General features: G+C 70.3%; 24 protein-coding genes. 10 read left to right on the top strand and 14 right to left on the bottom strand.

All coding sequences use genetic code 11. From position 1 onward, the window contains the following. Nucleotides 1-55: 55 nt before the first annotated feature. Nucleotides 56-661, top strand: a complete 606-nt coding sequence (locus ACIBQ6_RS43060; RefSeq protein ID WP_352350268.1) for a TetR family transcriptional regulator — start codon at nucleotides 56-58, stop codon at nucleotides 659-661. On the opposite strand, the gene ACIBQ6_RS43055 is transcribed toward ACIBQ6_RS43060, so the two are convergent. The 4 genes from ACIBQ6_RS43055 to ACIBQ6_RS43040 form a co-directional block, all read right to left on the bottom strand. Continuing rightward, nucleotides 655-1,704 carry an ABC transporter ATP-binding protein gene (locus ACIBQ6_RS43055; RefSeq protein ID WP_358283697.1) on the bottom strand — a complete coding sequence of 350 codons (1,050 nt, stop codon included), beginning with the start codon at nucleotides 1,702-1,704 and terminating at the stop codon, nucleotides 655-657. The genes ACIBQ6_RS43060 and ACIBQ6_RS43055 overlap by 7 nt on opposite strands. Continuing rightward, entirely contained in the window at nucleotides 1,691-2,497 is an 807-nt protein-coding gene (locus ACIBQ6_RS43050) for an ABC transporter permease (RefSeq protein WP_358283695.1), read from the bottom strand. Before ACIBQ6_RS43050 ends, ACIBQ6_RS43055 begins: the two co-directional genes overlap by 14 nt. Next, on the bottom strand, nucleotides 2,490-3,248 hold the full coding sequence (locus tag ACIBQ6_RS43045) for an ABC transporter permease (RefSeq protein WP_352350262.1): 759 nt from the start codon (nucleotides 3,246-3,248) through the stop codon (nucleotides 2,490-2,492). Before ACIBQ6_RS43045 ends, ACIBQ6_RS43050 begins: the two co-directional genes overlap by 8 nt. A gap of 107 nt (nucleotides 3,249-3,355) precedes the next feature. Beyond that, nucleotides 3,356-4,477 (bottom strand): spermidine/putrescine ABC transporter substrate-binding protein, encoded by a 1,122-nt coding sequence (locus tag ACIBQ6_RS43040; RefSeq protein WP_357971184.1) that lies wholly within the window; start codon nucleotides 4,475-4,477, stop codon nucleotides 3,356-3,358. Between the two features lie 533 nt (nucleotides 4,478-5,010). On the opposite strand from ACIBQ6_RS43040, the gene ACIBQ6_RS43035 reads away from it, so the two are divergent. Together ACIBQ6_RS43035 and ACIBQ6_RS43030 are read left to right on the top strand one after the other, a co-directional pair. Then, nucleotides 5,011-6,132, top strand: a complete 1,122-nt coding sequence (locus tag ACIBQ6_RS43035) for a hypothetical protein (protein ID WP_397218677.1) — start codon at nucleotides 5,011-5,013, stop codon at nucleotides 6,130-6,132. Then, a complete protein-coding gene (locus ACIBQ6_RS43030; RefSeq protein ID WP_397218676.1) occupies nucleotides 6,129-7,088 on the top strand; it encodes an SIS domain-containing protein in 960 nt (319 codons plus the stop codon). The genes ACIBQ6_RS43035 and ACIBQ6_RS43030 overlap by 4 nt, the downstream gene beginning before the upstream one ends. Here ACIBQ6_RS43030 and ACIBQ6_RS43025 read toward each other — a convergent pair. The 4 genes from ACIBQ6_RS43025 to ACIBQ6_RS43010 form a co-directional block, all read right to left on the bottom strand. Further along, nucleotides 7,082-7,651 (bottom strand): GTP-binding protein, encoded by a 570-nt coding sequence (locus tag ACIBQ6_RS43025; RefSeq protein ID WP_397218675.1) that lies wholly within the window; start codon nucleotides 7,649-7,651, stop codon nucleotides 7,082-7,084. The genes ACIBQ6_RS43030 and ACIBQ6_RS43025 overlap by 7 nt on opposite strands. Next, nucleotides 7,632-7,946, bottom strand: coding sequence for a DUF742 domain-containing protein (locus ACIBQ6_RS43020; RefSeq protein ID WP_229824241.1), 315 nt, complete (start codon nucleotides 7,944-7,946; stop codon nucleotides 7,632-7,634). The genes ACIBQ6_RS43025 and ACIBQ6_RS43020 overlap by 20 nt, the downstream gene beginning before the upstream one ends. 66 nt (nucleotides 7,947-8,012) lie before the next feature. After that, nucleotides 8,013-8,435 carry a roadblock/LC7 domain-containing protein gene (locus ACIBQ6_RS43015; RefSeq protein ID WP_352321436.1) on the bottom strand — a complete coding sequence of 141 codons (423 nt, stop codon included), beginning with the start codon at nucleotides 8,433-8,435 and terminating at the stop codon, nucleotides 8,013-8,015. Beyond that, complete coding sequence (locus ACIBQ6_RS43010) at nucleotides 8,435-11,173, bottom strand: nitrate- and nitrite sensing domain-containing protein (RefSeq protein ID WP_397218674.1); 2,739 nt, start codon at nucleotides 11,171-11,173, stop codon at nucleotides 8,435-8,437. Before ACIBQ6_RS43010 ends, ACIBQ6_RS43015 begins: the two co-directional genes overlap by 1 nt. Nucleotides 11,174-11,514: 341 nt before the next feature. Here ACIBQ6_RS43010 and ACIBQ6_RS43005 point away from each other — a divergent pair, with 341 nt between their 5' ends. From ACIBQ6_RS43005 to betA, 5 genes are all read left to right on the top strand, one after another. Further along, nucleotides 11,515-12,570, top strand: coding sequence for a glycine betaine/L-proline ABC transporter ATP-binding protein (locus tag ACIBQ6_RS43005; protein ID WP_397218673.1), 1,056 nt, complete (start codon nucleotides 11,515-11,517; stop codon nucleotides 12,568-12,570). Beyond that, on the top strand, nucleotides 12,567-14,480 hold the full coding sequence (locus tag ACIBQ6_RS43000; protein WP_397218671.1) for an ABC transporter permease: 1,914 nt from the start codon (nucleotides 12,567-12,569) through the stop codon (nucleotides 14,478-14,480). Before ACIBQ6_RS43005 ends, ACIBQ6_RS43000 begins: the two co-directional genes overlap by 4 nt. Then, nucleotides 14,477-15,451 carry an ABC transporter substrate-binding protein gene (locus tag ACIBQ6_RS42995; protein ID WP_397218670.1) on the top strand — a complete coding sequence of 325 codons (975 nt, stop codon included), beginning with the start codon at nucleotides 14,477-14,479 and terminating at the stop codon, nucleotides 15,449-15,451. The genes ACIBQ6_RS43000 and ACIBQ6_RS42995 overlap by 4 nt, the downstream gene beginning before the upstream one ends. 62 nt (nucleotides 15,452-15,513) lie before the next feature. After that, nucleotides 15,514-16,449 (top strand): ABC transporter substrate-binding protein, encoded by a 936-nt coding sequence (locus ACIBQ6_RS42990; RefSeq protein WP_358283672.1) that lies wholly within the window; start codon nucleotides 15,514-15,516, stop codon nucleotides 16,447-16,449. Continuing rightward, nucleotides 16,425-18,071 (top strand): choline dehydrogenase, encoded by a 1,647-nt coding sequence (gene betA / locus ACIBQ6_RS42985; protein WP_397218669.1) that lies wholly within the window; start codon nucleotides 16,425-16,427, stop codon nucleotides 18,069-18,071. The genes ACIBQ6_RS42990 and betA overlap by 25 nt, the downstream gene beginning before the upstream one ends. A 6-nt stretch (nucleotides 18,072-18,077) precedes the next feature. Here the strand turns inward: betA and ACIBQ6_RS42980 are convergent, their stop codons facing one another. Both ACIBQ6_RS42980 and ACIBQ6_RS42975 read right to left on the bottom strand, forming a co-directional pair. After that, nucleotides 18,078-18,866, bottom strand: coding sequence for an ABC transporter permease (locus ACIBQ6_RS42980; protein ID WP_397218668.1), 789 nt, complete (start codon nucleotides 18,864-18,866; stop codon nucleotides 18,078-18,080). Then, the gene (locus tag ACIBQ6_RS42975) at nucleotides 18,863-19,801 is read right to left on the bottom strand and encodes an ATP-binding cassette domain-containing protein (RefSeq protein WP_397218667.1); all 939 of its coding nucleotides are present in this window, start codon (nucleotides 19,799-19,801) and stop codon (nucleotides 18,863-18,865) included. The genes ACIBQ6_RS42980 and ACIBQ6_RS42975 overlap by 4 nt, the downstream gene beginning before the upstream one ends. Nucleotides 19,802-19,881: 80 nt before the next feature. On the opposite strand from ACIBQ6_RS42975, the gene ACIBQ6_RS42970 reads away from it, so the two are divergent. Continuing rightward, nucleotides 19,882-20,649: a TetR/AcrR family transcriptional regulator gene (locus tag ACIBQ6_RS42970; RefSeq protein ID WP_397218666.1), complete on the top strand. Its 768-nt coding sequence runs from the start codon at nucleotides 19,882-19,884 to the stop codon at nucleotides 20,647-20,649. Here the strand turns inward: ACIBQ6_RS42970 and ACIBQ6_RS42965 are convergent. After that, complete coding sequence (locus tag ACIBQ6_RS42965; protein WP_387667803.1) at nucleotides 20,638-21,090, bottom strand: MarR family winged helix-turn-helix transcriptional regulator; 453 nt, start codon at nucleotides 21,088-21,090, stop codon at nucleotides 20,638-20,640. The two genes, ACIBQ6_RS42970 and ACIBQ6_RS42965, sit on opposite strands and share 12 nt — an antisense overlap. Nucleotides 21,091-21,164: 74 nt before the next feature. Here ACIBQ6_RS42965 and ACIBQ6_RS42960 point away from each other — a divergent pair, with 74 nt between their 5' ends. Then, complete coding sequence (locus ACIBQ6_RS42960) at nucleotides 21,165-21,566, top strand: hemerythrin domain-containing protein (RefSeq protein ID WP_397218665.1); 402 nt, start codon at nucleotides 21,165-21,167, stop codon at nucleotides 21,564-21,566. Here the strand turns inward: ACIBQ6_RS42960 and ACIBQ6_RS42955 are convergent. From ACIBQ6_RS42955 to ACIBQ6_RS42945, 3 genes are read right to left on the bottom strand one after another with little or no spacing between them, the layout of a single operon-like run. Beyond that, the gene (locus ACIBQ6_RS42955) at nucleotides 21,563-22,141 is read right to left on the bottom strand and encodes an ATP/GTP-binding protein (protein WP_352321413.1); all 579 of its coding nucleotides are present in this window, start codon (nucleotides 22,139-22,141) and stop codon (nucleotides 21,563-21,565) included. The genes ACIBQ6_RS42960 and ACIBQ6_RS42955 overlap by 4 nt on opposite strands. After that, on the bottom strand, nucleotides 22,122-22,484 hold the full coding sequence (locus ACIBQ6_RS42950) for a DUF742 domain-containing protein (RefSeq protein ID WP_125631446.1): 363 nt from the start codon (nucleotides 22,482-22,484) through the stop codon (nucleotides 22,122-22,124). Before ACIBQ6_RS42950 ends, ACIBQ6_RS42955 begins: the two co-directional genes overlap by 20 nt. Before the next feature lie 26 nt (nucleotides 22,485-22,510). Then, the gene (locus tag ACIBQ6_RS42945; protein WP_357971168.1) at nucleotides 22,511-22,933 is read right to left on the bottom strand and encodes a roadblock/LC7 domain-containing protein; all 423 of its coding nucleotides are present in this window, start codon (nucleotides 22,931-22,933) and stop codon (nucleotides 22,511-22,513) included. Between the last annotated feature and the right edge of the window lie 11 nt (nucleotides 22,934-22,944).

Here is a 22,944-nt window from a genome sequence, read left to right as displayed (position 1 = left end):
GCACTATGGTCACGGCCGATCTGAATGGTGACCAAACGCACGGGGGGTGGTGGTCGTGGCCCAGCGCAAAAGCCGTAGTGACCGGCGCATCGACTTGATCGAGGCCGCGCGCCGAGCCATCATCCGCCACGGCATCGACGGAGTACAGCTCTCGCACGTCGCCGAGGAGGCCGGTCTGACCTCCGGCGCCGTGCTCTACCACTACCCCGACCTGGGCGAACTGCTGGTCGAGGCGCAGCACGCGGGCATGGAGCGGTTCTACGAGCTGCGCATGCGCCGCCTGGCCGACTTCACCGACCCGGTCGAGAAGCTGGTCGTCACGATCCGGTCGGGGTTGCCGACCGGGCCGCTCGACCCCGACGTCCGCCTGCTCAACGAGCTGGGCGGCGCCGCGGGCCGCAACCGGGTCTACGGCGTGCTGCTCACCTCGCTGTACGACCGCCAGGTGTCGATGTACCAGGCGATCCTGGACACCGGGGCCGCGCTCGGGGTCTTCCGGCTGACGGCCGACTCCGTGACCGTCGCGCGCAACCTGGTGGCCCTGGAGGACGCCTACGGCTACCGCATCACCGCCAGGCATCCGCTGATCGGCCCCGACGAGGCGGCCGAGCTGATCCTGTCGTACGCGCGGGCGGCGACGGGCAACGACCTGGCTCATTGATCGACCGCCATGATGACGGCGTCCTGGGCCTCCCAGCGCACCTTCACCTTGGCGCCGGGCTGCACCGTGCTCGCCCCCTGCACCGCGGCGAGCACGGGCTTGGCCCGTCCCGGCACGTCCACGGAGATGTGCGAGACGCCGCCGTAGAAGCTCACGTCCAGGACGCTGCCCTTCAGGCCCCGCGCCGCGTTCTCGTCGGCCAGCTCGATCTTCTCGGGCCGCACCGCGAGCAGCGCCTTGGAGTCGGCGGCCAGGTCTTCGAGCGGCGTGCCGGCCAGCATGCCGAACTCCTCGCTCTTGATCCCGTCCAGACCGGTGCAGACGCCCTCGAACAGGTTGTTCGCCCCGACGAAGTCGGCCACGAACGGCGAGCGCGGGCGCTCGTACAGGGCCACGGGGGCGTCCACCTGGCGCACGGTGCCGCTGTCGAAGACCGCGATGCGGTCGGCCAGCGACATGGCCTCCTCCTGGTCGTGCGTGACGACCACGAAGGTGATGCCGACCTCGCTCTGCAGCCGCTTGAGCTCCAGCTGCATGTCCGCGCGGACCTTCTTGTCCAGGGCCGACAGCGGCTCGTCGAGCAGCAGCAGCCGCGGCCGCTTGACGATGGAGCGGGCCAGCGCGACCCGCTGCCGCTGGCCGCCGGACAGCTGCGCGGGCTTGCGCGAGGCGTGCGCCGACAGGCCCACGGTCTCCAGCACCTCGCCGACCCGCTGCTTGATCTCCTGCCGGGGCAGCTTCTCCCGCTCCAGGCCGTAGGCCACGTTCTTGGCCACGGTCATGTGCGGGAACAGCGCGTACGACTGGAACATGAGGCTGATCGGCCGCCGGTTGGGCTGCTTGGACAGCAGGTCCTCGCCGTCGAGCGTGACCGTGCCGGCGTCCGGCGTCTCGAAGCCGGCGATGATGCGCAGCAGGGTGGTCTTGCCGCAGCCGGAGGGCCCGAGCAGGGCGAAGAACTCGCCCTGCTCGATCTCCAGCGAGACGCCGTCGAGCGCGGTGACGTCACCGAACCTGCGGGTGACCCCGTCAATCCTGAGCACGTGATTTCCCGATCTTGGTCATCCGCTGCCCGGCGATCACCGCCGTGAAGCTCACGAGGAGCAGGATCGCGGCCAGCGCGTTGATCTTCGGGGTCACCCCGAAACGAACCATTGAGTAGATGACGATCGGCAGCGTCGGCTCGGCGTTGCCGATCGTGAAGAAGGCGATCACGAACTCGTCCAGCGACAGCGTGAACGCCAGCAGCGCCCCGGCGACGATCCCGGGCACCAGCTGCGGCAGCGTGACCTTCATGAACGTGACCACCGGCCCGGCCCCCAGGTCGCGCGAGGCCTCCTCCAGCGAGGTGTCGGCGTTGGTGAGCCGGGTGCGCACCACCGCCGCGACGAACGCCATCGAGAACACCGCGTGCGCGATGGTCACCGTGGGCAGGCCCAGCGCGAACTGGGCGTCCCACTGGGCCAGGAAGGTGTTGATCAGGGCGTACAGGACCAGCAGCCCGATCCCGAGCACCAGGTCGGGCAGCACGGCCGGCATGAGCGAGATCGCGTCGAGCAGCTTCGACCTGGTGTACCGGGCCAGGCCGACGGCCAGCAGCGTGCCGAGCACGGTGGCGATCGCCGTCGAGCCCAGGGCCACGATCAGGGTGTTGACCAGGCCCTCTCGGATCTTCTCGTCGGCGGCCAGCTCGCCGTACCACTTGAGGCTGAAGCCCTCGTAGGTGTAGGCCGACTTGCCGGAGTTGAACGACATGACGACCAGGACGATGATCGGCACGTACAGGAAGGCGTAGGTCGCCCAGAACGGCACGTACAGCAGCTTGGGTCTACGCACGGCGGGCCGCCCACGCCTGCACGAGCAGCAGCAGGATCAGCACCGCGATCAGCGCCAGCACCAGCGCCGAGCCGAACGGCCAGTCGCGCGCGACCAGGAACTGGTTGCGGATCAGGTTCCCCACCATGATGGACTTGTTGCCGCCGAGCATCTCGGGGATGACGAAGTTGCCGAAGCTCGGCACGAACACGAACATCGCCCCGGTCAGCGCGCCGGGCAGGGTGAGCGGCAGCGTCACCTTCCGGAACGTGGTGAACGCCGAGGCCCCGAGGTTCGCCGACGCCTCGCGCAACTGCGGGTCGAGCTTCTCGATCGAGGAGTACAACGGCAGCACCATGAGCGGCAGGTACGAGTACAGCAGCCCGGTGACGATCGCGCCCTGGGTGTACAGCAGCTCCATCTCCTTGCCCAGCAGGGAGCTGAGCAGCCCCTGACTGCTGAGCATGATGATCCACGCGTAGACGCGGATGATGAAGTTCGTCCAGAAGGGCAGCACGACCGCCACCAGGGCGATCGTCTTCCACTTCGACGGGAGCTGGGCGATCAGGTACGCCGTCGGGTAGCCGAGCAGCAACGCGATCAGCGTGGCGATCGTCGCCATCTTCAGCGAGTCGCCGACGACGTTCAGGTAGAGGGAGTCGAACAGGCGCTGGAAGTTCTCCAGCGTGAACTCGTAGACGATGCCCCCGAAGCGCCCCCGCTGGAAGACGGTGTAGCTGAGCACCAGCGCCAGCGGCACGAGGAGGAGCACGACCAGGTACGTCAGACCTGGCGAAAGGAAAACGAACGCGCCCAGCCGGCGACCCCGCTTACGGGACACCGGCCGGGCCTTGACCTCGGATCTCACTGCACCAACGACTATCCGGCCGTGACTTCCTGCGACAGGCGGCTGAACTTGGTCGACGCCTGTCCCAGGTCGATGATCGACTCACCGTTGAGCAGTTCCGCCGGCTTGATGTCCAGCAGCGAGCCCTTGGGGATGGTCACCTTGTCCATGGCGGCCTTGTTGGGGACCTTGTAGTTGATGTTCTCGGCCGCCCAGCGGTGGATCTCCGGGTCGAGGATCATGTTGATGAAGGCGTGGGCCGCCTCCTTGTTCTTGGAGGACTTCATGATCACCATGGTGTCCACCCAGAGGTCGCTGCCCTCCTTCGGCACCACGAACTTGATGTTCTGCTTCTCGTCCGTGGTCGGGCACCAGCCGTCCCACGCCTCGACCATGATGGCCTCGCCGGACTTCAGCCGGTCGCCGAAGGTGGTGTCGTCGTAGCGCAGCAGGTGCGGCTTCTGCGAGACCAGGAGCTCCTTGGCCTTGGCGATCTCCTCGTCCTTCTCGGTGTTGACCGAGTAGCCGAGCGCCTTGAGCGCGGGCAGGACCAGCCAGCGCTCGGTGGTCATCATGGTGACCTTCTTCTCGGCCCAGGAGGCGGGCTTGAGGATGTCGTTCCAGCTCGTCGGCGGCGTCTTCACCAGGTCGCTGCGGTAGCAGATGCCGGTGGTGCCCCAGGTGTAGGGCACCGAGTACTTGTTGCCCTTGTCGTAGGAGAGCTGCGTGGCCTCGGGGTAGAGATTGGCCAGGTTGGGGATCAGCTCGGCGTGGATGGGCTCCAGCAGGCCCTGGGCGTTGAGCGCCTGGGCGTACTGGCCGGACACGAAGGCCACGTCGATGCCGCTGTCGCCGGAGGCGGTCAGCTTGGCCATCGCCAGCTCGTTCGTGTCGTGGTTGGTGATCCCCATCTCCTTGACCTTGAGCTGCTGCTTGACCTTCTCGGGCAGCTCCTCCGGGGTGTAGCCCGGCCAGACGGTCACCTGGAGCGACTGCTTGGTCAGGTCGGCGTTGGGCTGGAGCTGTTCGGCCTTGGCCGCGGTCGTGCCGTCTGAGCTGCTCGACGACCCACCGCCGCACGCCGCGACGGCTAGCGCGAGGCCGGCCACCGCCACGGCGGCCGGAAGACGACGGGTGAACCGGTTACGGGACACGGCCGCTACTCCTTCTGGTGCTGAGGATTGAGGGGTCGCGCGACCTTACTGGACACGGCAGACCAGAGCAGGAGTGTTGCAGCAGAAATCAACATGAGCAAGACTTTTCCCGACATTGCTACCAGGAAGTTTGATCAGAGTGTTGAATCGAGATTCAATAACGGAGTCGCCTCATCCCGGTCCGTGAGGGACCTCTCACCTCGCGTACGGACCGCCTTCGGGCCGCGCTCTTCGCGCCATCTCTCCCAGCCGTAATCTATCGGCTCGGGAGCGTGCGATCCCTGGCGGGTGCTCAGCGAACGGGCGAACGATCGGGATCCGCCCAGAGCGGGTTATCGGTCGCGGTGACACCGCGCGGACCCCGCTCGCGCACGGAGACAGGGGCGGCCCGGAGCGAGCACCGGGAACGGGACCGTACCCTCCTGACCGGCGCAGGCGCTTTTCCCCTAATGCGCGGACGGGCTCCGAAGAGGGCGAAGTTGCAGCCGATATCAACATGAGCGAGACTTCCTTCCACACGTCGATCGGGAACGATGGTCAATCTGTTGAACTGGGATTCAATTGCGCCCCGGCTCGCCGCCCTCGCGGCGGAGCCCGTCTCCGACCGGGATCACGGTCTGTCCGCGAGCCTGCTGCGGGCGCTGGCGCACGACCCGCCGCCCCCGTTCGCCGTCCGCCGGTTCCATGACCTTCCCGTCCTCTCGGAGACGGCCGCCGAGCGCGGCTTCGGGCCGCACGTCGACCAGACCAACCACTCGGTCGTGGTGGACGAGCGGATGGTCGTGAAGTGGCTGGCCCCGCCGGTCCCGCTGCCCCACCCGACGCCCGAGATCTTCGCCCACCTCGTCGAGGTCGGCTTCACCGGCACCGCGCCCCCGTACCTGGCGCTGACCCGCGCGTCGGACGCCGGCGAGGAGCTGCTCGCGCTGGTGACCGGCTACCTGCCCGAGGCGCGCGACGGGTGGGAGTGGTGCGTGGACGAGGCCGAGTCCGGCGGCACGCGCTTCGCCGGCGAGCTCGGCCGGCTGGCCGCCGACCTGCACGTCGCGCTGTCCACCCTGCCCGGCGGCTCGTCCGCGCGGCAGGCGGACCCGGCGGCGCGGGCCGCGGACGCGCTGGCCGAGGCGCTCGCCCTCACCGGCGGCGCCGACGGCGCGTGGCTGGCCACGCGGGCCGGCGCCCTGGCCGGCGAGCTGGAGCCGCTGCGCGCGGGCTTCGCGGGCCCGGTGATCAGGATCCACGGCGACCTGCACGTGGGCCAGATCCTGCGGTGGCGCGACGGCTACGCCGTGATCGACTTCGACGGCAACCCGACCGTGGCCGACACCGGCGTGCGCCAGCCGGCCGCCAGGGACGTCGCCCAGCTCACCACCAGCCTGGAGCACGTGGCCCAGGTCGCCGTCAAGCGCCGGGGCACCCCGCCCGCCCACGCCGCGGCCTGGGCGGCGCGGGCCCGGGCCGGCCTGCTGGACGCCTACCGCGACCGCCTGTCCGGCCTCGGCCGCTCCGACCTGCTGGACGAGACCCTGATCCGCCCGTTCGAGGTCGAGCAGGAGTGCCGCGAGCTGATCTACGCCGCCCGCCACCTGCCCCGCTGGCGCTACGCCCCCATGGGCGTGCTGCGCACCTGGTACCCCGAGGAGAACCTGCCGTGAATCCCGAGCTCTACCTGGCCGACCTGGAGGCCAAGCCCGCCGCCCTGGCCGCCCTCGCCGACGGGCTGCGCGTGGCCGATCCCTTCGCCGGGCTGCCCGAGGGCGTGCGCCGGGTGCTGTTCCTCGGCATGGGCAGCTCCCGGTACGCCGCCGGCGTGGCGGCCCTGCGCCTGCGCGCGGCCGGCGTGGACGCCTACGCCGACTACGCCTCGGCCGCGGCGACCTACCCGGCCGGGCCGGACACACTGGTCGTGCCGATCTCGGCCACCGGCGGCAGCCGCGAGACCCTCGACGCCCTCGCCCGCTACGCCGGGGGCCCGTCGTACGTGGCCGCGATCACCAACGTGCCCGGCTCGCCCGTCACCGAGGCGGCCGACCTGGTCGTCCCCATGGGCGCGGGCGAGGAGCGCGGCGGCGTGGCCTGCCGGACGTTCCAGCACACGCTGGCCCTGCTGCTGGCGCTCGAAGCCCGGCTCACCGGGACGGGCGGCGATCTGCCCGCGCTGCTCACCCGGGCCGCCGAGGCCACCCGCGACCTCCTGGACCGCCGGGACGAATGGCTCCCGCTGACCATGGAGCTCCTGGACGGGCCCGACGGCGTCTACACGATCGCCCCCGCCGAGCGGCTGTCGTCGGCCGAGCAGTCGGCGCTGATGTTCCGCGAGGGCCCGCGCCGCGCGGCCGACGCCTGCGAGGCGGGCGACTGGTCGCACGTCGACGTCTACCTCACCAAGACCCTCGACTACCGGGCGCTGCTCTTCCCCGGCTCCCGCTACGACGAGCAGGCCATGGACTGGGTGCGCGAGCGCGGCTCCACGGTGCTCTCCGTGGGCGGCGAGGTGAAGGACGCCGCGGCGGCGATCCGCTACGCGCACGACGACGACCCCGGCGTGGCGCTGCTCACCGAGACGCTGGTGGCCGAGCTGGTGGCCGCGTACTGGTGGAACGCTCAGTAGGGACGGGCGCCGATCACGTGCTCGACCAGGGTGATCAGGGTGTTCTTGACCGACTGGCGGGCCCGCGCGTCCGTGCGCACGATGGGCACCTGCGGTGAGAGCGTGAGCGCCTCGCGCACTTCGCTCTCCACGTGCGGGAAGCGACCGTCCCAGCCGTTCAGGCCGACGACGAACGGCAGCCCGGCCTCCTCGAAGTAGTCCACGGCGGGGAAGCTGTCGGCCAGGCGGCGGGTGTCCACCAGCACGACCGCGCCGATCGCGCCGCGGACCAGGTCGTCCCACATGAACCAGAACCGGTGCTGGCCGGGCGTGCCGAACAGGTAGAGGATCAGGTCGCGTTCGAGGGAGACGCGGCCGAAGTCCATCGCGACCGTGGTGGTGGACTTGCCCGGTGTGTGCCCGAGGTCGTCGATGCCGGCCGAGGCGTCCGTCAGCACGGCCTCGGTGGTCAGCGGCACGATCTCCGACACCGCGCCGACGAAGGTGGTCTTCCCCACGCCGAACCCGCCCGCCACGACGATCTTCGTCGAGGTGAGCGCTGGGCTAGAGCCGGCGAAGTCCACTCAGGACCCTCTCCAGCAGCCTGCGGTCCGGCAGCCCGGCCTCCAGCTGCGGCTGGTAGACCTTGACCAGCCCGTCCGCCTCCATGTCGGCGACCAGCACCCGCGCCACGCCGAGCGGCACGGCCAGCAGCGCGGAGATCTCGGCCACCGAGCGCACCTGGCGGCACAGCTCGCTGATCGCGCGGTACTCGCGGGTGTAGGTCATGCCGAGCCGGGCCGAGGTCGCCGACGAGACCAGCGCCTCCATGGCCAGGCCGGTGCGCGGCGCCGTCCTGCCGCCGGTGACGGCGTACATGCGCACCAGCGAGCTGCGCTGGGGCTCCGGCTCCCCGTCATGCCACGATGCCAACGTCCACTCCCATCACCAGGGGCGCGCGGATGACAACTCCGCCCGTACGGCAGGGGTCAGCACCTGCCCCGTGCGTTCGACCAGAATCGTCATCTGGTACGCCACCAGGCCCATGTCACAGTCGGGCGCGGCCAGCACCGCCAGGCACGACCCGTCGCTGATCGACATCACCAGCAGCAGCCCGCGTTCCATCTCCACCAGGGTCTGCGTCACGCCGCCGCCCTCGAACACCCGCGCCGACCCCTGCGTCAGGCTGACCAGCCCGGCCGCGATGGCGGCGAGCTGGTCGGCGCGGTCCTTGGGGAAGCCGCGGGAGAAGGCCATCGGCAGGCCGTCGGCGGAGACGACCACGGCGTGGGCCACGCCGGGCACCTCCTCGACGAACGCGCTCACCAGCCAGTTGATGTCCCTGGCCCCCTGGCTCAGTTCCTTCATCAGTCCTCCTCTAGCTCGGCTCGGCCCTTGCGCACGCCCTGCTGGTAGCTGGCCAGCCGGCTGCGCAGCCGGTCGGGGGACGGCGGAGGAACCGGCACGGGCGGCGGCTGGGGAACCGCGGCACCCGGTACCAGATTCGCTCGCGGCGTGCGCTTGGGCAGGCCGGAGTTCGTGGTGCCGCCTTGGGCGGGCTCGGCGGTCGTGTTCGCCGCCTGCCAGCCCTGGTCGGCGGGCGACGACCAGGCCGGGTCCCGCCGGTCGGCGGTCGGCGCGGCCTTGCTGAACCAGCTGCTCTCCTCGACGGAGGCGAAGATCGGCAGGAACTCGTTCCCGGCCGCCGGCTCGGCCGGCTCGGGCCCTGTGGCGAACGACGGGTACGACGCCCCGGACGCCGGCGGCTCCGGCTGCTCGACCGACTGCGAGGAGGACGAGGTGAACCACGACGACTCGGACGCCGACGGCATGGGGTCGAACGACGGGTGCCCGTAGGCGGGCATCGGGGCCGTGGGCGGCGCGTACGACTCGGCGCCCTGGAAGGACTCGGCGCTCTGGAACGGGTCGGCACTCTGGAAGGGCTCGGCGCTCTGGAACGGCTCGGCGCTACGGAACGGGTCGGCGCTGCGGAAAGGCTCAGCGCTGCGGAAATGCTCAGCGCTCTGGAACGGGTCGGCAGTCTGGAAGGGCTCGGCGCGTCCCTGGTCCGGGCGAACCATGGCGGACATGGCCGGGGTGTGCGCGGCCGCGGCCATCGAGCCGTGCAGGTGCCCGGCCACCGTGCCGGGGACGGCGGCGAGCAGCATCTCCGGGATCAGCACCATCGCGGTCAGCCCGCCGATGTCCTGGCGGCGGAGCTGCACCTTGATGCTGTGCCGCAGCGCGAGCCGCCCGACCACGAACAGGCCCATCCGCCGCGACACGGACACGTCCACGACCGGCGGGTGGGCCAGCCGCCAGTTGGCCTCGGCCAGTTCCTCGGGGGTCATGCCGATGCCGTTGTCGGTCACCGAGACCATCAGCCCGCCGCCGTCGATGCGGCTGCTGGAGATGATCACCTTGGTGTCCTTGGAGGAGAACGAGACCGAGTTCTCGACCAGCTCGGCCAGCAGGTGCACCACGTCGGTGACGGCCTGCCCGGCGATGGCGACGTCCGACTGCGCCTGGACGCTGACCCGGTCGTAGCTCTCGACCTCGCCGAGCGCCGCGCGCACGATGTCCATGAGCTCGACCGGCTCGCTCCACTTGCGCGCGGCCTCCTGACCGGCCAGGACCAGCAGGTTCTCGCTGTTGCGGCGCATGCGGGTGGCCAGGTGGTCGAGCTTGAACAGGTCGCCGAGGCGCTCGTCGTCGCGCTCGCCGCGCTCCAGGCGCTCGATCAGGGTGAGCTGCCGTTCCACCAGGGTCTGGCTGCGCCGCGACAGGTTGACGAACATCGCGTTGACGTTGGAGCGCAGCCGCGCCTCGTCGCCCGCCAGCCGGACGGCCTCGCGGTGCACCTCGTCGAAGGCGCGGGCGACCTCGCCGACCTCGTCCTTGGAGAAGATGCCGATGGGCGGCACCTCGGCGTCGACCGCGCCGTCGCGCGACTCGCGCAGGTGCTGGACGAAGTCCGGCAGACGGCGCCCGGCGATCTCCAGCGCCTCGCCGCGCAGCCTGCGCAGCGGCCGGACCAGCGACCTGGCCACGCCGGTGGTGATCAGCAGGACGGCGACCAGCAGCGCGAGCACCGCGCCCGCGATGACCAGCGCCCGCCGCTGCTCCTCGGCGCTGAGCGTGGCGCTGCGCGCCACGATCCCGGCGGCCTGGCGCTGCTCGACCTTGCGCATGGAGTCCACGACGACGTTGGAGGCGTCGAACCACTCCTTGGCGTCGTCGCGCTTGGCCAGGTCCAGCCCGCGCAGCGGCAGCGAGGCCGAGGCCCTGATGAGCACCAGCTCGCGCAGGAACAACATGCGGTCGGCGCTGCGGCCGTTGACGGTCTCGTCGAAGAAGCGGCGCTCATCGGCGGTGGCCTCGGCGGCGAAGCCCCTGCGGTCGGCGGTCTCGGCGGACAGCTCGCCGAGGAAGCGCTTGAGCTGGTCCTGGCCGAAGGCGCCCTCGACGAGGACGGTGGTGAGCAGCGCCTGCTGGTAGGAGACGCTCTCCTTGGCCCTGGCCAGGCCGTCCAGCATGCGGGTCTGGCGGAACAGCTCGTCGTCGGAGCTGCCCTTGATCAGTTCGGTGTGGATGGAGAGGAGGTCGCCGATCACCGTCGTGTAGAGGTCGACGGCGGGGCCGGGCAGCAGGTCGGCGTCCATCGCCTGCTCGCGCAGCGAGGTCAGGTCGTCCAGGCGGGTGAGCATGTTCTCGATCTGGTCGGCGGTACGGCCCTCGACGTCGGCCAGGATCTGCTGGGCGGTGCCGCGTACCTCCCTGATGGCGACGTCCACCTGGTCCATCTGGGACCGGACGCCGCCGAGCCCGTTCACGGGCCGGTTCCTGGCGATGTACCAGGCGGTCTTGGCCCGCTCACCGGCGAGCTGGTGGGTCAGGTCGCCCACCTGCTCCGACAGCGCGGCTAATCGGTTCGTCCGGTCGTAGTCGGCGGCGGCGCCCGTCGAGGACAGCACCTGGACGCCGCCCAGCAGCACGGCGGCGGCGGTCGGCACCAGGATGAGGGCGACCAGGCGCGCACGTACGCGCCAATTGCGCAGGCGCCAGTTGCCTTCGACGGCCTGCCGCTCGCCCAGCTGTGTTGTCACCGAACGCACCTCGCCCGAATCGGCGTATTTGTCAGGGATGTGGCCCTTGGGAGAAATCAGCAAGTGCGGGTAATTGGAACACATCCTAAGCGGAGGTGGCCACCCGCACATATCGGTGCGAAATTCAACTTCTGTGTCCAGTGGGACGAAAGCTGGAGCCCCATCTCGCCGTCCGTCCAACCAGAAATAGCCCCCTATACATTCATATGTCCATCTATGGGCGTTTAGTGCGTTCCAAGCGCATAACACGGGAGGAGCAGCCAGGTCTCTCACAGGTCACAGCGTTGAGATTTGCGTTATTCACCGCATATGTTGAGCCCTCGGCAATCGAGGAGGCGAGGGTGCGGGATTCTCCCGACAGCGCGGCCATCAGCGTCGAAGGGCTTTGGAAGATCTTCGGATCCAGGGCGCAAAAGGTGCTGGACAGCGAGGACAGACACCTCGACCCCGCCGCTCTGCGAGAGAAGACCGGTTGCACCGCCGCCGTCCGCGACGTGAGCTTCGAGGTGCGCCCCGGCGAGGTCTTCGTCGTCATGGGCCTGTCGGGCAGCGGCAAGTCCACCCTCGTACGCTGCCTGACCAGGCTCGTCGAGCCCACCGCCGGCCGCATCAGCATCGGCGGCGAGGACGTCGGCCGCGCCTCCCCCGCCCGGCTGCGCGAGCTGCGCCGCCACCGGGTCAGCATGGTCTTCCAGCACTTCGGCCTGCTGCCGCACCGCAGGGTCATCGACAACGTCGCCTACGGCCTGGAGATCCAGGGCACCCCCAGGGCCGCCAGGCACGCGCGGGCCGCCGAGATCCTCACCCTCGTCGGCCTCGACGGGTACGCCGGCGCCTACCCCGACCAGCTCTCCGGCGGCATGCAGCAACGCGTCGGCCTGGCCCGCGCGCTGGCCGTCGATCCCCAGGTCATGCTGTTCGACGAGCCGTTCAGCGCGCTCGACCCGCTGATCCGGCGCGACATGCAGACCGAGGTGATCCGGCTCCACCGCGAGGTCGGCAAGACGATGGTGTTCATCACCCACGACCTGTCCGAGGCGCTCAAGCTGGGCGAGCGCATCGCCATCATGCGGGCCGGCTCGATCGTGCAGCTGGGCACGGCCGAGGAGCTGGTGGGCGCGCCGGCCGACGACTACGTGGCCGACTTCGTCCGCGACGTGCCGCGCAGCCACGTGCTGACGCTGCGCTGGATCTGCCGCGCCCCCGAGCCCGGCGAGCCGCTGGACGGCCCCCAGCTCCCCGCCACCACCCTGGTCAAGGACGCCATCGCCGCGGCCTCGGCCTCCTCCCGCCCGATCCGGGTGATGGACGGCGACGAGCTGGCCGGCGTCGTGGACCGCGTGGACCTGCTGTCCTTCCTCGCCGGCGCGGACGCCGCGGTGAGGGCAGGCGCGTGAGCACCACCGCGGTCAGCGCCCCCACCAGGCTCAAGATCCCCAGATGGGCCGCTCCCGCCGGGGTCGCGGTCCTGTTCGCCGTGGCGTACCTGGTCTTCCGCGGCACCGGCACGCTGCCGCACGACAAGGAGGCGCCGCAGTTCCTGGCGGTCACCGAGCTGCGCGAATGGATCGACGACCACCGCAACGAGAGCCCGCTCTTCCTGTACTTCCTCAACTACATCCGGCTGTTCGTCGACGGCGTCTACACCTTCTTCCAGACCGTGCTCACCGCCCTGAACTGGCCGGGTCTCATCGGCGTCCTGGCCGCGCTGGCCTGGCTCGCGGGCGGCTGGCGCATCGCGCTGCTCGCGGCGGCGGGCGTGGGCGCGTTCGGGGTGCTCGGCCTGTGGCAGTCGAGCGTGGACACGCTGGCGCTGGTGGCGGCCTCGGTGCTGCTGTCGCTGGCGGTCGGCGTGCCGCTCGGCGTCTGGGCCGGGCTGTCGGCGCGGGTGCGGCAGGTGCTGACGCCGGTGCTGGACGTCATGCAGATCATGCCGACGTTCGCCTACCTGGCGCCGCTCGTGCTGTTCTTCCACATCGGTGCGCCGGCCGGGGCCATCGCGACGATGATCTACTCGATCCCGCCCGCGATCCGGATCACCGCGCTGGCCGTCGAGGGGGTCTCCGCCACGGCGGTCGAGGCGTCGGCGTCGCTCGGCGCGACCGGCCGTCAGACGTTGTTCAAGGTGCGGCTGCCGCTGGCCCGCCCGACGATGGCGCTGGCGGTGAACCAGACCATCATGATGGCGCTGTCGATGGTCGTGATCGCGAACCTGATCTCGGCCCCCGGCCTGGGCGGCGACATCATCCGCGGCCTGTCGCGGGCCCAGGTCGGCATCATGCTCCCGGCGGGCCTGGCCATCGTGGTCATGGCCGTCGTGCTCGACCGCATGCTCATGTCGGTGGCCCGCCGCGAGGCGCACGCGTCGCTCGGCCGGCCCGACCTGGCGGTCGCGGCGGCGCTGGCGGTCGCGGGCGTGGCGGCCGGGCTCGCGCTGCCCGCGGGCTGGCCCGACGGCCTGACGGTCACCTTCGCCGGCGCGGTGAACGACGCCGTCCGCTGGGCGGAGACGACCTGGTACCCGGTCACGACGTTCGTCAAGGACCTGACCTCGGCCTTCCTGCTCAACCCGCTGGAGGGCCTGCTCACCTCCGCCCCGTGGTGGCTGGTCGCCCTCGCGGTGCTGGCCCTGGCCTGGCGGGTGAGCGGGGTACGCCCGGCGCTGACCGCGCTCGGCTGCCTGCTGGCGATCGCGCTGCTCGGCGTGTGGGAGCACGCCATGCAGACGATGACCACGGTCGCGGTGGCGGTGCTCGTCACCCTCGTCGTCGGCCTGCTGCTGGGGGTGGCCGCGGCCCGCTCGCCGCGCTGGTCGGCCGTTCAGCGCCCGCTGCTGGACGCCGCCCAGACCATGCCCGCGTTCGTCTACCTGCTGCCGGCGCTGGCCCTGTTCGAGACGACCCGGTTCACCGCGATCTTCGCCTCGGTGATCTACGCGGTGCCGCCCGTGGTGCGCCTGGTGGAGGACGGCATCAGAGGGGTGCCCGGCACGGTCGTCGAGGCGGCCGCGTCGGCCGGCTCGACCCCGGGCCAGCTGCTGTGGAAGGTGCAGCTGCCGATGGCGCGGCGGGCCATCCTGCTCGCCGCCAACCAGGGCATCGTGATGACGCTGGCCATGGTCGTCGTCGGCGGCCTGGTCGGGGCGGGCGCGCTCGGCTACGACGTGGTCGTCGGCTTCTCCCAGCGCACGGATTTCGGCATGGGCTTCGTGGCGGGCATCGCGACCGTCCTGCTCGGAGTCATGCTCGACCGCATCACGCAGGGCGCCGACAGGCGTCCTTCCCCCCGAAAGAGGAAGCGCACATGAAGATTCGCCTGCTCGCAGGCCTGCTCGTTGTCGGCCTCACCGCCGTGGGTTGCGGCGGTGGCGCCAAGGTGGAGACCTCCCCCAGCTCCGCCGCCCCGTCGGCCGCCGCCTCCGGCGCGGCGACGACCGGCACCGTCAAGATCGCGATCAACCCGTGGGTCGGTTACGAGGCCAGCGCGAACGTCGTCGCCTACCTGCTGAAGAACGAGCTCAAGTACGACGTGCAGCTGCCCGAGATCAAGGAGCAGGTCGCCTGGGAGGGCTTCGAGACGGGCGACGTGGACGTCATCATCGAGAACTGGGGCCATCCGGACCTGAAGAAGAAGTTCATCGACGAGAAGAAGGTCGCGCTCTCGGCGGGCTCCACCGGCAACAAGGGCGTCATCGGCTGGTACGTGCCCAAGTGGATGGCCGACAAGTACCCCGACATCACCGACTACAAGAACCTGAACAAGTACGCCGACCTGTTCAAGACGTCGGAGTCCGGCGGCAAGGGCCAGCTCCTCGACGGCGACCCGAGCTACGTCACCAACGACGAGGCCCTGGTCAAGAACCTCAAGCTGAACTACAAGGTGGTGACCGGCGGCAGCGAGGCGGCCCTGCTCAAGGCGGCCGAGCAGGCGCAGGCGCAGAAGAAGGCGCTGCTGTTCTACTTCTGGACGCCCCACTGGCTGTTCGACAAGGTCGAGCTGACCCGGGTGAACCTGCCCCCGTACACCGAGGGCTGCGACGCCGACGCCAAGAAGGTCGCCTGCGACTACGCCGAGCTGGACCTCGACAAGATCGTCAGCAAGAAGTTCGCCGACACCGGCGGCAAGGCGTACGAGCTGGTCAAGAACTTCAGCTGGACCAACGAGGACCAGAACGCGGTCGCCAACGACATGACCAACAACGGCCTGACCGGCGAGCAGGCCGCCAAGAAGTGGGTCGAGGCCAACACCGCCAAGTGGCAGGCCTGGCTCCCCAAGTGACCCCTCTTGACCGCGTCTGCGCCGGCCGCCCGCCGGCGGGGACGCGGTCGCGGAGACCTCTCATGCGAACCAAGAAGCTGGCCGGGCCGCTGCTCGCGGCCCTGCTCCTGACGTCCTGCTCCGGCGGCGCCCCCGAGACCGGGGTCGCGGCCAAGGGCACGGTCAACATCGACGTGCACGCCTGGGTCGGGTACGAGGCCCAGGCCGCCGTCCTGGCCTACCTGCTCGAACACGAACTGGGTTACAAGGTCAACACGCGCAAGAACAACGAGAGCGATTCCTGGCGCGATTTCGAATCCGGCAAGGTCGACGTGATCGTCGAGAACTGGGGACACAACGATCTGAAGAAGGAGTACATCGAGCAGAAGAAGGTGGCGCTGTCGGCCGGGCTCACCGGCAACAAAGGCGTGATCGGTTGGTACGTCCCGGAGTGGATGACCAAGAAATATCCCGACATCACCGACTATCGGAACCTGAACAAGTACGCACACCTATTCCGGACCGCCAAAACCGGAAATTTGGGTCAGGTACTCGACGGGGACCCGACATTCGTCACCAACGACGAGGTTCTCATCAAGAACCTCGGCCTCGATTACAAGGTCGTCTACTCCGGCAGCGAGGACGCGCTGATCAAGGCCGCGCAGACGGCGGCGCGCACCCGCACGCCCCTGCTCATGTATTTCTACGAACCGCAATGGCTGTTCACCAAGGTCAAACTGGTCAAGGTCAACCTGCCCCCGTACGCGGTCGGCTGCGACGACGTGCCCGCCAGGGTCGCCTGCGACTACCCGCCGTACCTGCTGGACAAGATCGTCAGCAGGCGGTTCGCCGAGCGCGGCGGGAAGGCGTACGAGCTGGTGCGCAACTTCACCTGGACCAACGACAACCAGAACGCCGTGGCCGCCGAGATGATCAACGGCAAGAAGACCGCCGAGCAGGCCGCCCGGCAGTGGGTGGAGGAGAACAAGATCGTGTGGAAGGACTGGATCCCGCGTTGAGCTTCGACTTCGTCATCGTGGGCGGCGGCTCGGCCGGCTGCGCCCTGGCCAACCGGCTGAGCGCCGATCCGTCGGTGTCCGTGCTGGTGCTGGAGGCGGGCCGGCCGGACTACCTCTGGGACGTCTTCATCCACATGCCGGCCGCGCTGATGTTCCCCATCGGCAGCCGGTTCTACGACTGGAAGTACGAGTCCGAGCCAGAGCCGCACATGAACGACCGGCGCATCTACCACGCGCGCGGCAAGGTGCTGGGCGGCTCCAGCAGCATCAACGGGATGATCTTCCAGCGCGGCAACCCGCTGGACTACGAGCGCTGGGCCGCCGATCCCGGCATGGAGAACTGGGACTACGCCCACTGCCTGCCCTACTTCAGGCGCATGGAGAACTGCCTGGCCGACCCCGGCTCCCCCTTCCGGGGCGACGACGGCCCGCTGAAGCTGGAGCGCGGCCCGGCCCGCGGCCCGCTGTTCGAGGCGTTCTTCGAGGCGGTCCAGCAGGCCGGCCATCCGCTCACCGACGACGTGAACGGCTACCGCCAGGAGGGCTTCGCCGCCTTCGACCGCAACGTCCACCGGGGCCGCCGGCTCAGCGCGGCCCGCGCCTACCTGCATCCGGTGCGCCGCCGTCCCAACCTCACGGTCAGGACGCGGGCCCACGTGGAGAAGGTGCTCTTCGACGGGACGCGGGCGGTGGGCGTCCAGTGCGGCGGCGAGCGCATCGAGGCGCGCGAGGTCGTGCTGTGCGGCGGCGCGATCAACACCCCGCAGCTCCTCCAGCTGTCCGGGGTCGGGCCGAAGGCGGTCCTGGAGTCCGTGGGCGTCCGGGTGGTGCACGACCTGCCGGGCGTCGGCGAGAACCTCCAGGACCATCTGGAGGTCTACGTCCAGCACGCCTGCACGCAGCCGGTCTCGCAGCAGCCGTCGCTGGCGATGTGGCGGCGGCCGTTCATCGGCGCCGACTGGCTGTTCCTGCGGCGCGGCCCCGGCGCCACGAACCACTTCGAGGCGGGCGGGTTCATCCGCTCCAACGACGACGTCGCGTACCCGAACCTGATGTTCCACTTCCTGCCGATCGCCGTGCGCTACGACGGCTCGGCGCCGGCCGGCGGGCACGGCTACCAGGTGCACATCGGCCCGATGTACTCCGACGCCCGCGGCTCGGTGCGGATCCGGTCGGCCGACCCCCGCGCCAAGCCCGCGCTGCGCTTCAACTACCTCTCCACAGAGCAGGACCGCCGCGAGTGGGTGGAGGCGATCAGGCACGCCCGCGCCATCCTGTCCCAGCCCGCCTGGGCCGGCCTGGACGGCGGCGAGATCTCCCCCGGCCCGGCCGTCCGGACCGACGAGGAGATCCTGGCCTGGGTGGCCAAGGACGGCGAGACCGCCCTGCACCCGTCGTGCACCTGCAAGATGGGCGTGGACGACCTGGCCGTGGTCGACCCCGCCACCATGCGCGTGCACGGCCTGGACGGCCTGCGCGTCGTGGACGCCTCCGCCATGCCGTACGTCACCAACGGCAACATCTACGCCCCGGTCATGATGCTCGCCGAGAAGTCCGCCGACCTGATCCTCGGCAACACCCCCCTCGCCCCCGACACCACGGCCTTCCACCGCCACGCCTGACCCGGTCTAACGGTCCAGACGCTGGTACAGGCGGACGGACAGGACGAAGAAGACGACGGTGATAGCCACCGGCCACAGCACCGCCATCGTCACGGCGTGCTGGGCCACCCACGAGTCGCCGCCCCAGCCCGGGTTGCCGAACAGCTGCCTGGCGGCGGCGACCGTGGAGGAGAGCGGGTTCCACTCCGAGATCGCCCCCAGCCAGCCGGGCATGGTGCCGGGCGCGACGAAGGCGTTGGACAGGAAGCCGATCGGGAACTCCAGCGTCTGGATCGCGACCACCGCGCCCGGCTCGCGGGTGAGCAGGCCGAGGTACATGCCCGCCCACAGCAGGGCGAAGCGCAGGAGCAGCAGCAGGCCGATCGCGCCCAGCGCGCCCCCGGCCGAGGCGGGCCGCCAGCCCACCGCCAGCCCGCACAGCAGCAGCCCGCCCAGGATCAGGACCGAGTTGAGCAGGTCGGCCACGGCCCGCCCGACCAGCACGGCCGAGGGCGCCATGGGCATCGACCGGAACCGGTCGGTGACGCCCTTGGAGACGTCGGAGGACACGGCGATCATGGTGGAGCTCAGGCCGAAGAGCATCGTCATGCCGTACATGCCGGGCATGAGGAAGGCGAAGTAGTCGGCCCCCGCGGGCACCTCGACCGCGCCGCCGAACAGGTAGCCGAAGGCCAGGGTGATCACCACGGGGAAGAGCACCCCGAAGACCACCGTCATGGGCTGGTTGGCCCAGTGGATCAGGTCGCGGCGGGCGACGGTCCAGCCGTCGGCCAGCGCCCATCTGAGTGCGGTCATCGATCGCCTCCCGCGGTCGTCAGGTTCAGGAAGACCTCGTCGAGGGTCGGCCGGCGCAGCGCGACGTCGGCGGCCTCGATGCCGGCCGCCGCCAGCGCGGGCAGGACCCGGGTGAGCGCGCTCACGCGGTCGGCCACGGGGGCGCTGACGTGCCGGGTGTCCCGGTCGATCTCGGCGGGGCCCGCGGACGCCCCCGAGAGGATCGCTGCCGCCTCGTCGAGCCGCGCCGGGTCGTTGATCACCACGTCGAGCCGGTCGCCGCCGAGCTTGGCCTTCAGCTCCTCCGGCGTGCCCTCGGCCGCCAGCCGGCCGGAGTCGATCACCGCGACGCGGTCCGCGAGCTGGTCGGCCTCCTCCAGGTACTGGGTGGTCAGCAGCACGGTCGTGCCGCCCGCGACCAGCTCGCGCACCGCGTTCCAGATCCCGGCGCGGCTGCGCGGGTCGAGACCGGTGGTGGGCTCGTCGAGGAAGAGCACGGGCGGCGCCAGGATCATGCTCGCGGCCAGGTCGAGCCGCCTGCGCAGGCCGCCGGACAGCTCCTTGGCCGGGCCGTCGTGCCCGGTCAGGCCGAAGCGCTCCAGCAGCTCGGCGGCCCGGGCGCGGGCGGCCGGCGCGCTCAGGTGGTAGAGGCGGCCGAACAGCTCCAGGTTCTGCCTTCCGGTCAGGATCTCGTCCACGGCCGTCTGCTGGCCGACCAGGCCGATGGCGGCGCGGACCCGGCGGGGCTCGGCCCTCACGTCGAACCCGGCCACCTCCGCCCGGCCGGCCGAGGGGCGAAGGAGCGTGGTGAGGATGCGGACGGCGGTGGTCTTCCCGGCGCCGTTGGGCCCGAGCAGGCCGTAGACGGTGCCGGCGGGCACGTCGAGATCGATGCCGTCGAGCGCCGTCGTCGAGCCGTAGGTCTTGCGCAGGCCCTGGGCGAGCACTGCGGACATGGCCACCTCCCTGTCGAATCGTACGGCGTACCGTACAACATACGATCGACGCATGCAACCGTACGGTGTACCGTACGAGGGTGACTGTTGAGTACCCGGGCAAAGGCGACCCGGCCCGCAGCCTCGCGCTGCTGTGGCGGACGAGCGAACGGGCCAGCCGCAAGGGCAAGCCGGAGCTGAGCGTCGAGCGCATCGTCCGCGCCGCCATCGACGTCGCCGACGCCGAGGGGCTGGCGGCGCTGTCCATGCGCCGGGTGGCCGAGAGGCTGGGCGTGGGCACGATGTCGCTCTACACGTACGTGCCGGGCAAACCCGAGCTGCTCGACGTCATGCTCGACACCGTCTACGGCGAGACCGCCCGCCCCGAGGACGTGCCGGGCGGCTGGCGGGCCCGCCTGGAGCTGATCGCCCGCGAGAACTTCGCCCTCTACCTGCGTCACCCGTGGCTGCTCCAGGTGGCGGCCAGCCGCCCGGTCCTCGGCCCCAACGTCACCGCCAAGTACGACTACGAGCTGCGCGCCGTCGACGGCATCGGCCTGACCGACCTGGAGATGGACTCGGTGATCACGCTGGTCACCGGCTTCGTGCACGGCACCGCGAGAGGTGCGGTGGAGGCCGCCCAGGCCGAGAGCCAGACCGGCATGACGGACATGCAGTGGTGGGCCGCGCACGCGCCCTTCCTCAGCCGGATCTCCGATCCCGCCATGTTCCCCACGGCCTCGCGCGTCGGCCAGGCGGCCGGAGAGGCGCTGCAGGCCGCCTACAGCCCCGAGCACGCCTTCGAGTTCGGCCTCCAGCGCGTGCTCGACGGCGTCGAGGTGCTGGTCGACAGCCGGTCAGCGGGCTGACAACGCCTGCTCGTAGGCCAGCAGGGTGCGCACGAACGTCTGCCGCTCCTGCGGCGTCAGCGGGTCGAGGGCGGCCCGCCAGGCCGTGGCGCCGTAGCCGAGCCATTCGGTGATCGCCTCCTGGTGGGCCGGGGCGATGCTGACGATCGTGCGACGCCGGTCTGCGTCGTCCTCGCGGCGCTCCAGCACGCCCTTCCTGCTCAGCTCGCCCACCATCAGGCTCACGGTGGCCGGCGCCACCTCCAGGCGCCCGGCCAGCTCGTTGACCGTGGTCGGGCCGTCGAACAGCAGGTAGGCCAGCAACGACAGGTGCCGGGGGGCCAGCGCCAACGACCGCAGCGCCTCGGGCACCTTGAGCCGCTTGGCCCGGCCCACCATGCGCGGCATCAGGAGCAGCAGCGTCCTGATGCCTTCGTCCACGCTCAAGCCGTCGGTTGACATAGCCAATACCTTGCTGTCTAAATTAGCTTTGTTCACAAAGCTAATTTGTCGTCGTCTGAGCAAAGGATAGTGACATGGACGAGCGGGTGCGGGCCTTCGGGGACGAGCTGGTCAAGGTGCACGACTGGTTCAGGGGCGAGCTGGCGAAGCTGCGCGCGGGCGGAGCCGTCACCGACGACCTGCGGGCACACTGCCTGACCTTCTGCGACGCGCTGAGCTTCCACCACTCCGGCGAGGACCGGGTGGCGTTCCCCTACCTGGAGGGCACGCGTCCGGAGCTGAAGGAGGCGCTCGACCGGCTGCGCCGCGAGCACGAGGTGATCGCGGCGCTGGTCGAGGAGCTGCGCGCGGCGGGCGACCCGGCGGCGATCGACCGCGTCGCCGCCGAGCTGGAGAGCCACTTCGACTACGAGGAGCGGGAGCTGGTGCCCGTGCTCAACTCGCTGGAGAGCGTCCCGTGGGCGGTCGGCGGCTAGCGGACGGGGGCCGCGCGCAGCCGTACGACGTGCTCGACCAGCGAGATCAGCGTCGTCTTGACCGACTCGCGGTTGCGCGCGTCGGTGCGCACGATCGGCACGTGCGAGCCCAGCGCCAGTGCCTCGCGCACCTCGTCGTCGGTGTGCGGGAACTGCCCGTCCCAGCCGTTGATGCCCACCACGAACGGCAGCTTGGCCTCTTCGAAGTAGTCGATGGCGGGGAAGCTGTCGGCCAGGCGGCGGGTGTCGAGCAGCACGACCGCGCCGATGGCGCCGCGTACCAGGTCGTCCCACATGAACCAGAACCGGTGCTGTCCGGGCGTGCCGAACAGGTACAGGATCAGGTCGCGGTCGAGCGAGAGCCGGCCGAAGTCCATGGCGACGGTCGTGGTCTGCTTGTTCGGCGTCAACCCGAGGTCGTCGATGCCCGCGGACGCGTCGGTCATCACCGCTTCCGTGGTGAGCGGGAGGATCTCGGACACCGCCCCCACGAACGTCGTCTTGCCGACGCCGAACCCACCAGCGACGACGATCTTCGTCGAAGTGAGCCCGGGGCTAGAGCCTGCGAAGTCCACTGAGCACCCTTTCGAGCATGTTGAGGTCTGGCTGTCCCTGGCTGAGGCGTGGCTGGTGCAGGCGGACGAGACCTTCGTCTGACATGTCCGCCACTAGCACCCTCGCCACGCCCAGCGGGACGCGGAGCAGGGCCGAGATCTCGGCGACCGACCGGAACGTCCTGCAGAGCTGCATGATGGCCTCCTGCTCGGGGGTGAGCATGGCCATCTCGTCGTCCGGGATCGACATCGACGAGATCAGCGTCTCCATCGCGAGGTGATACCGCGGCTCGGAACGGCCGCCGGTCACCGCGTAAGGACGGAACAGGGGCTCGTCGTCCCCGGTCCCGTCACTGCCGTACACGGCCCTCTCCCATCAGTTCCATCACATCACCGGGTCCTGGCGGCCTGGAGTTCGGCGCGCAGGGCCGGCGTGAGCGCCTGTCCCGCTCTGTCTACCAGCAGCGTCATCTGGTACGCCACCAGCCCCATGTCACAATCAGGACCCGCCAGCACCGTCAGCACCGAGCCGTCGCTGATCGCCATGACCAGCAGCAGCCCGCGCTGCATCTCGACGACGGTCTGCGACACCGCGCCGCCCTCGAACACCCTGGACGCGCCCACCGTCAGGCTCAGCAGACCGGCGGAGACCGCCGCGAGCTGGTCGGCCCGGTCCGGCGGGAAACCCTCGGAGGCGGCCAGGCACAGGCCGTCCGCCGAGACGACCACGGCGTGCGCGACCCCCGGAGTGTTGCGCACGAAGTCGGTGATCAGCCAGTCGAAGCGGTTGGCTTCATGGCTCAGCGTTGTCACGCATCCTCCCC

Source organism: Nonomuraea sp. NPDC049655 (assembly GCF_044465465.1).
GTDB lineage: Bacteria > Actinomycetota > Actinomycetes > Streptosporangiales > Streptosporangiaceae > Nonomuraea.
The sequence above is the reverse complement of the archived record's forward strand: the minus strand, read 5'-3'. Positions and strand labels throughout refer to the sequence as shown.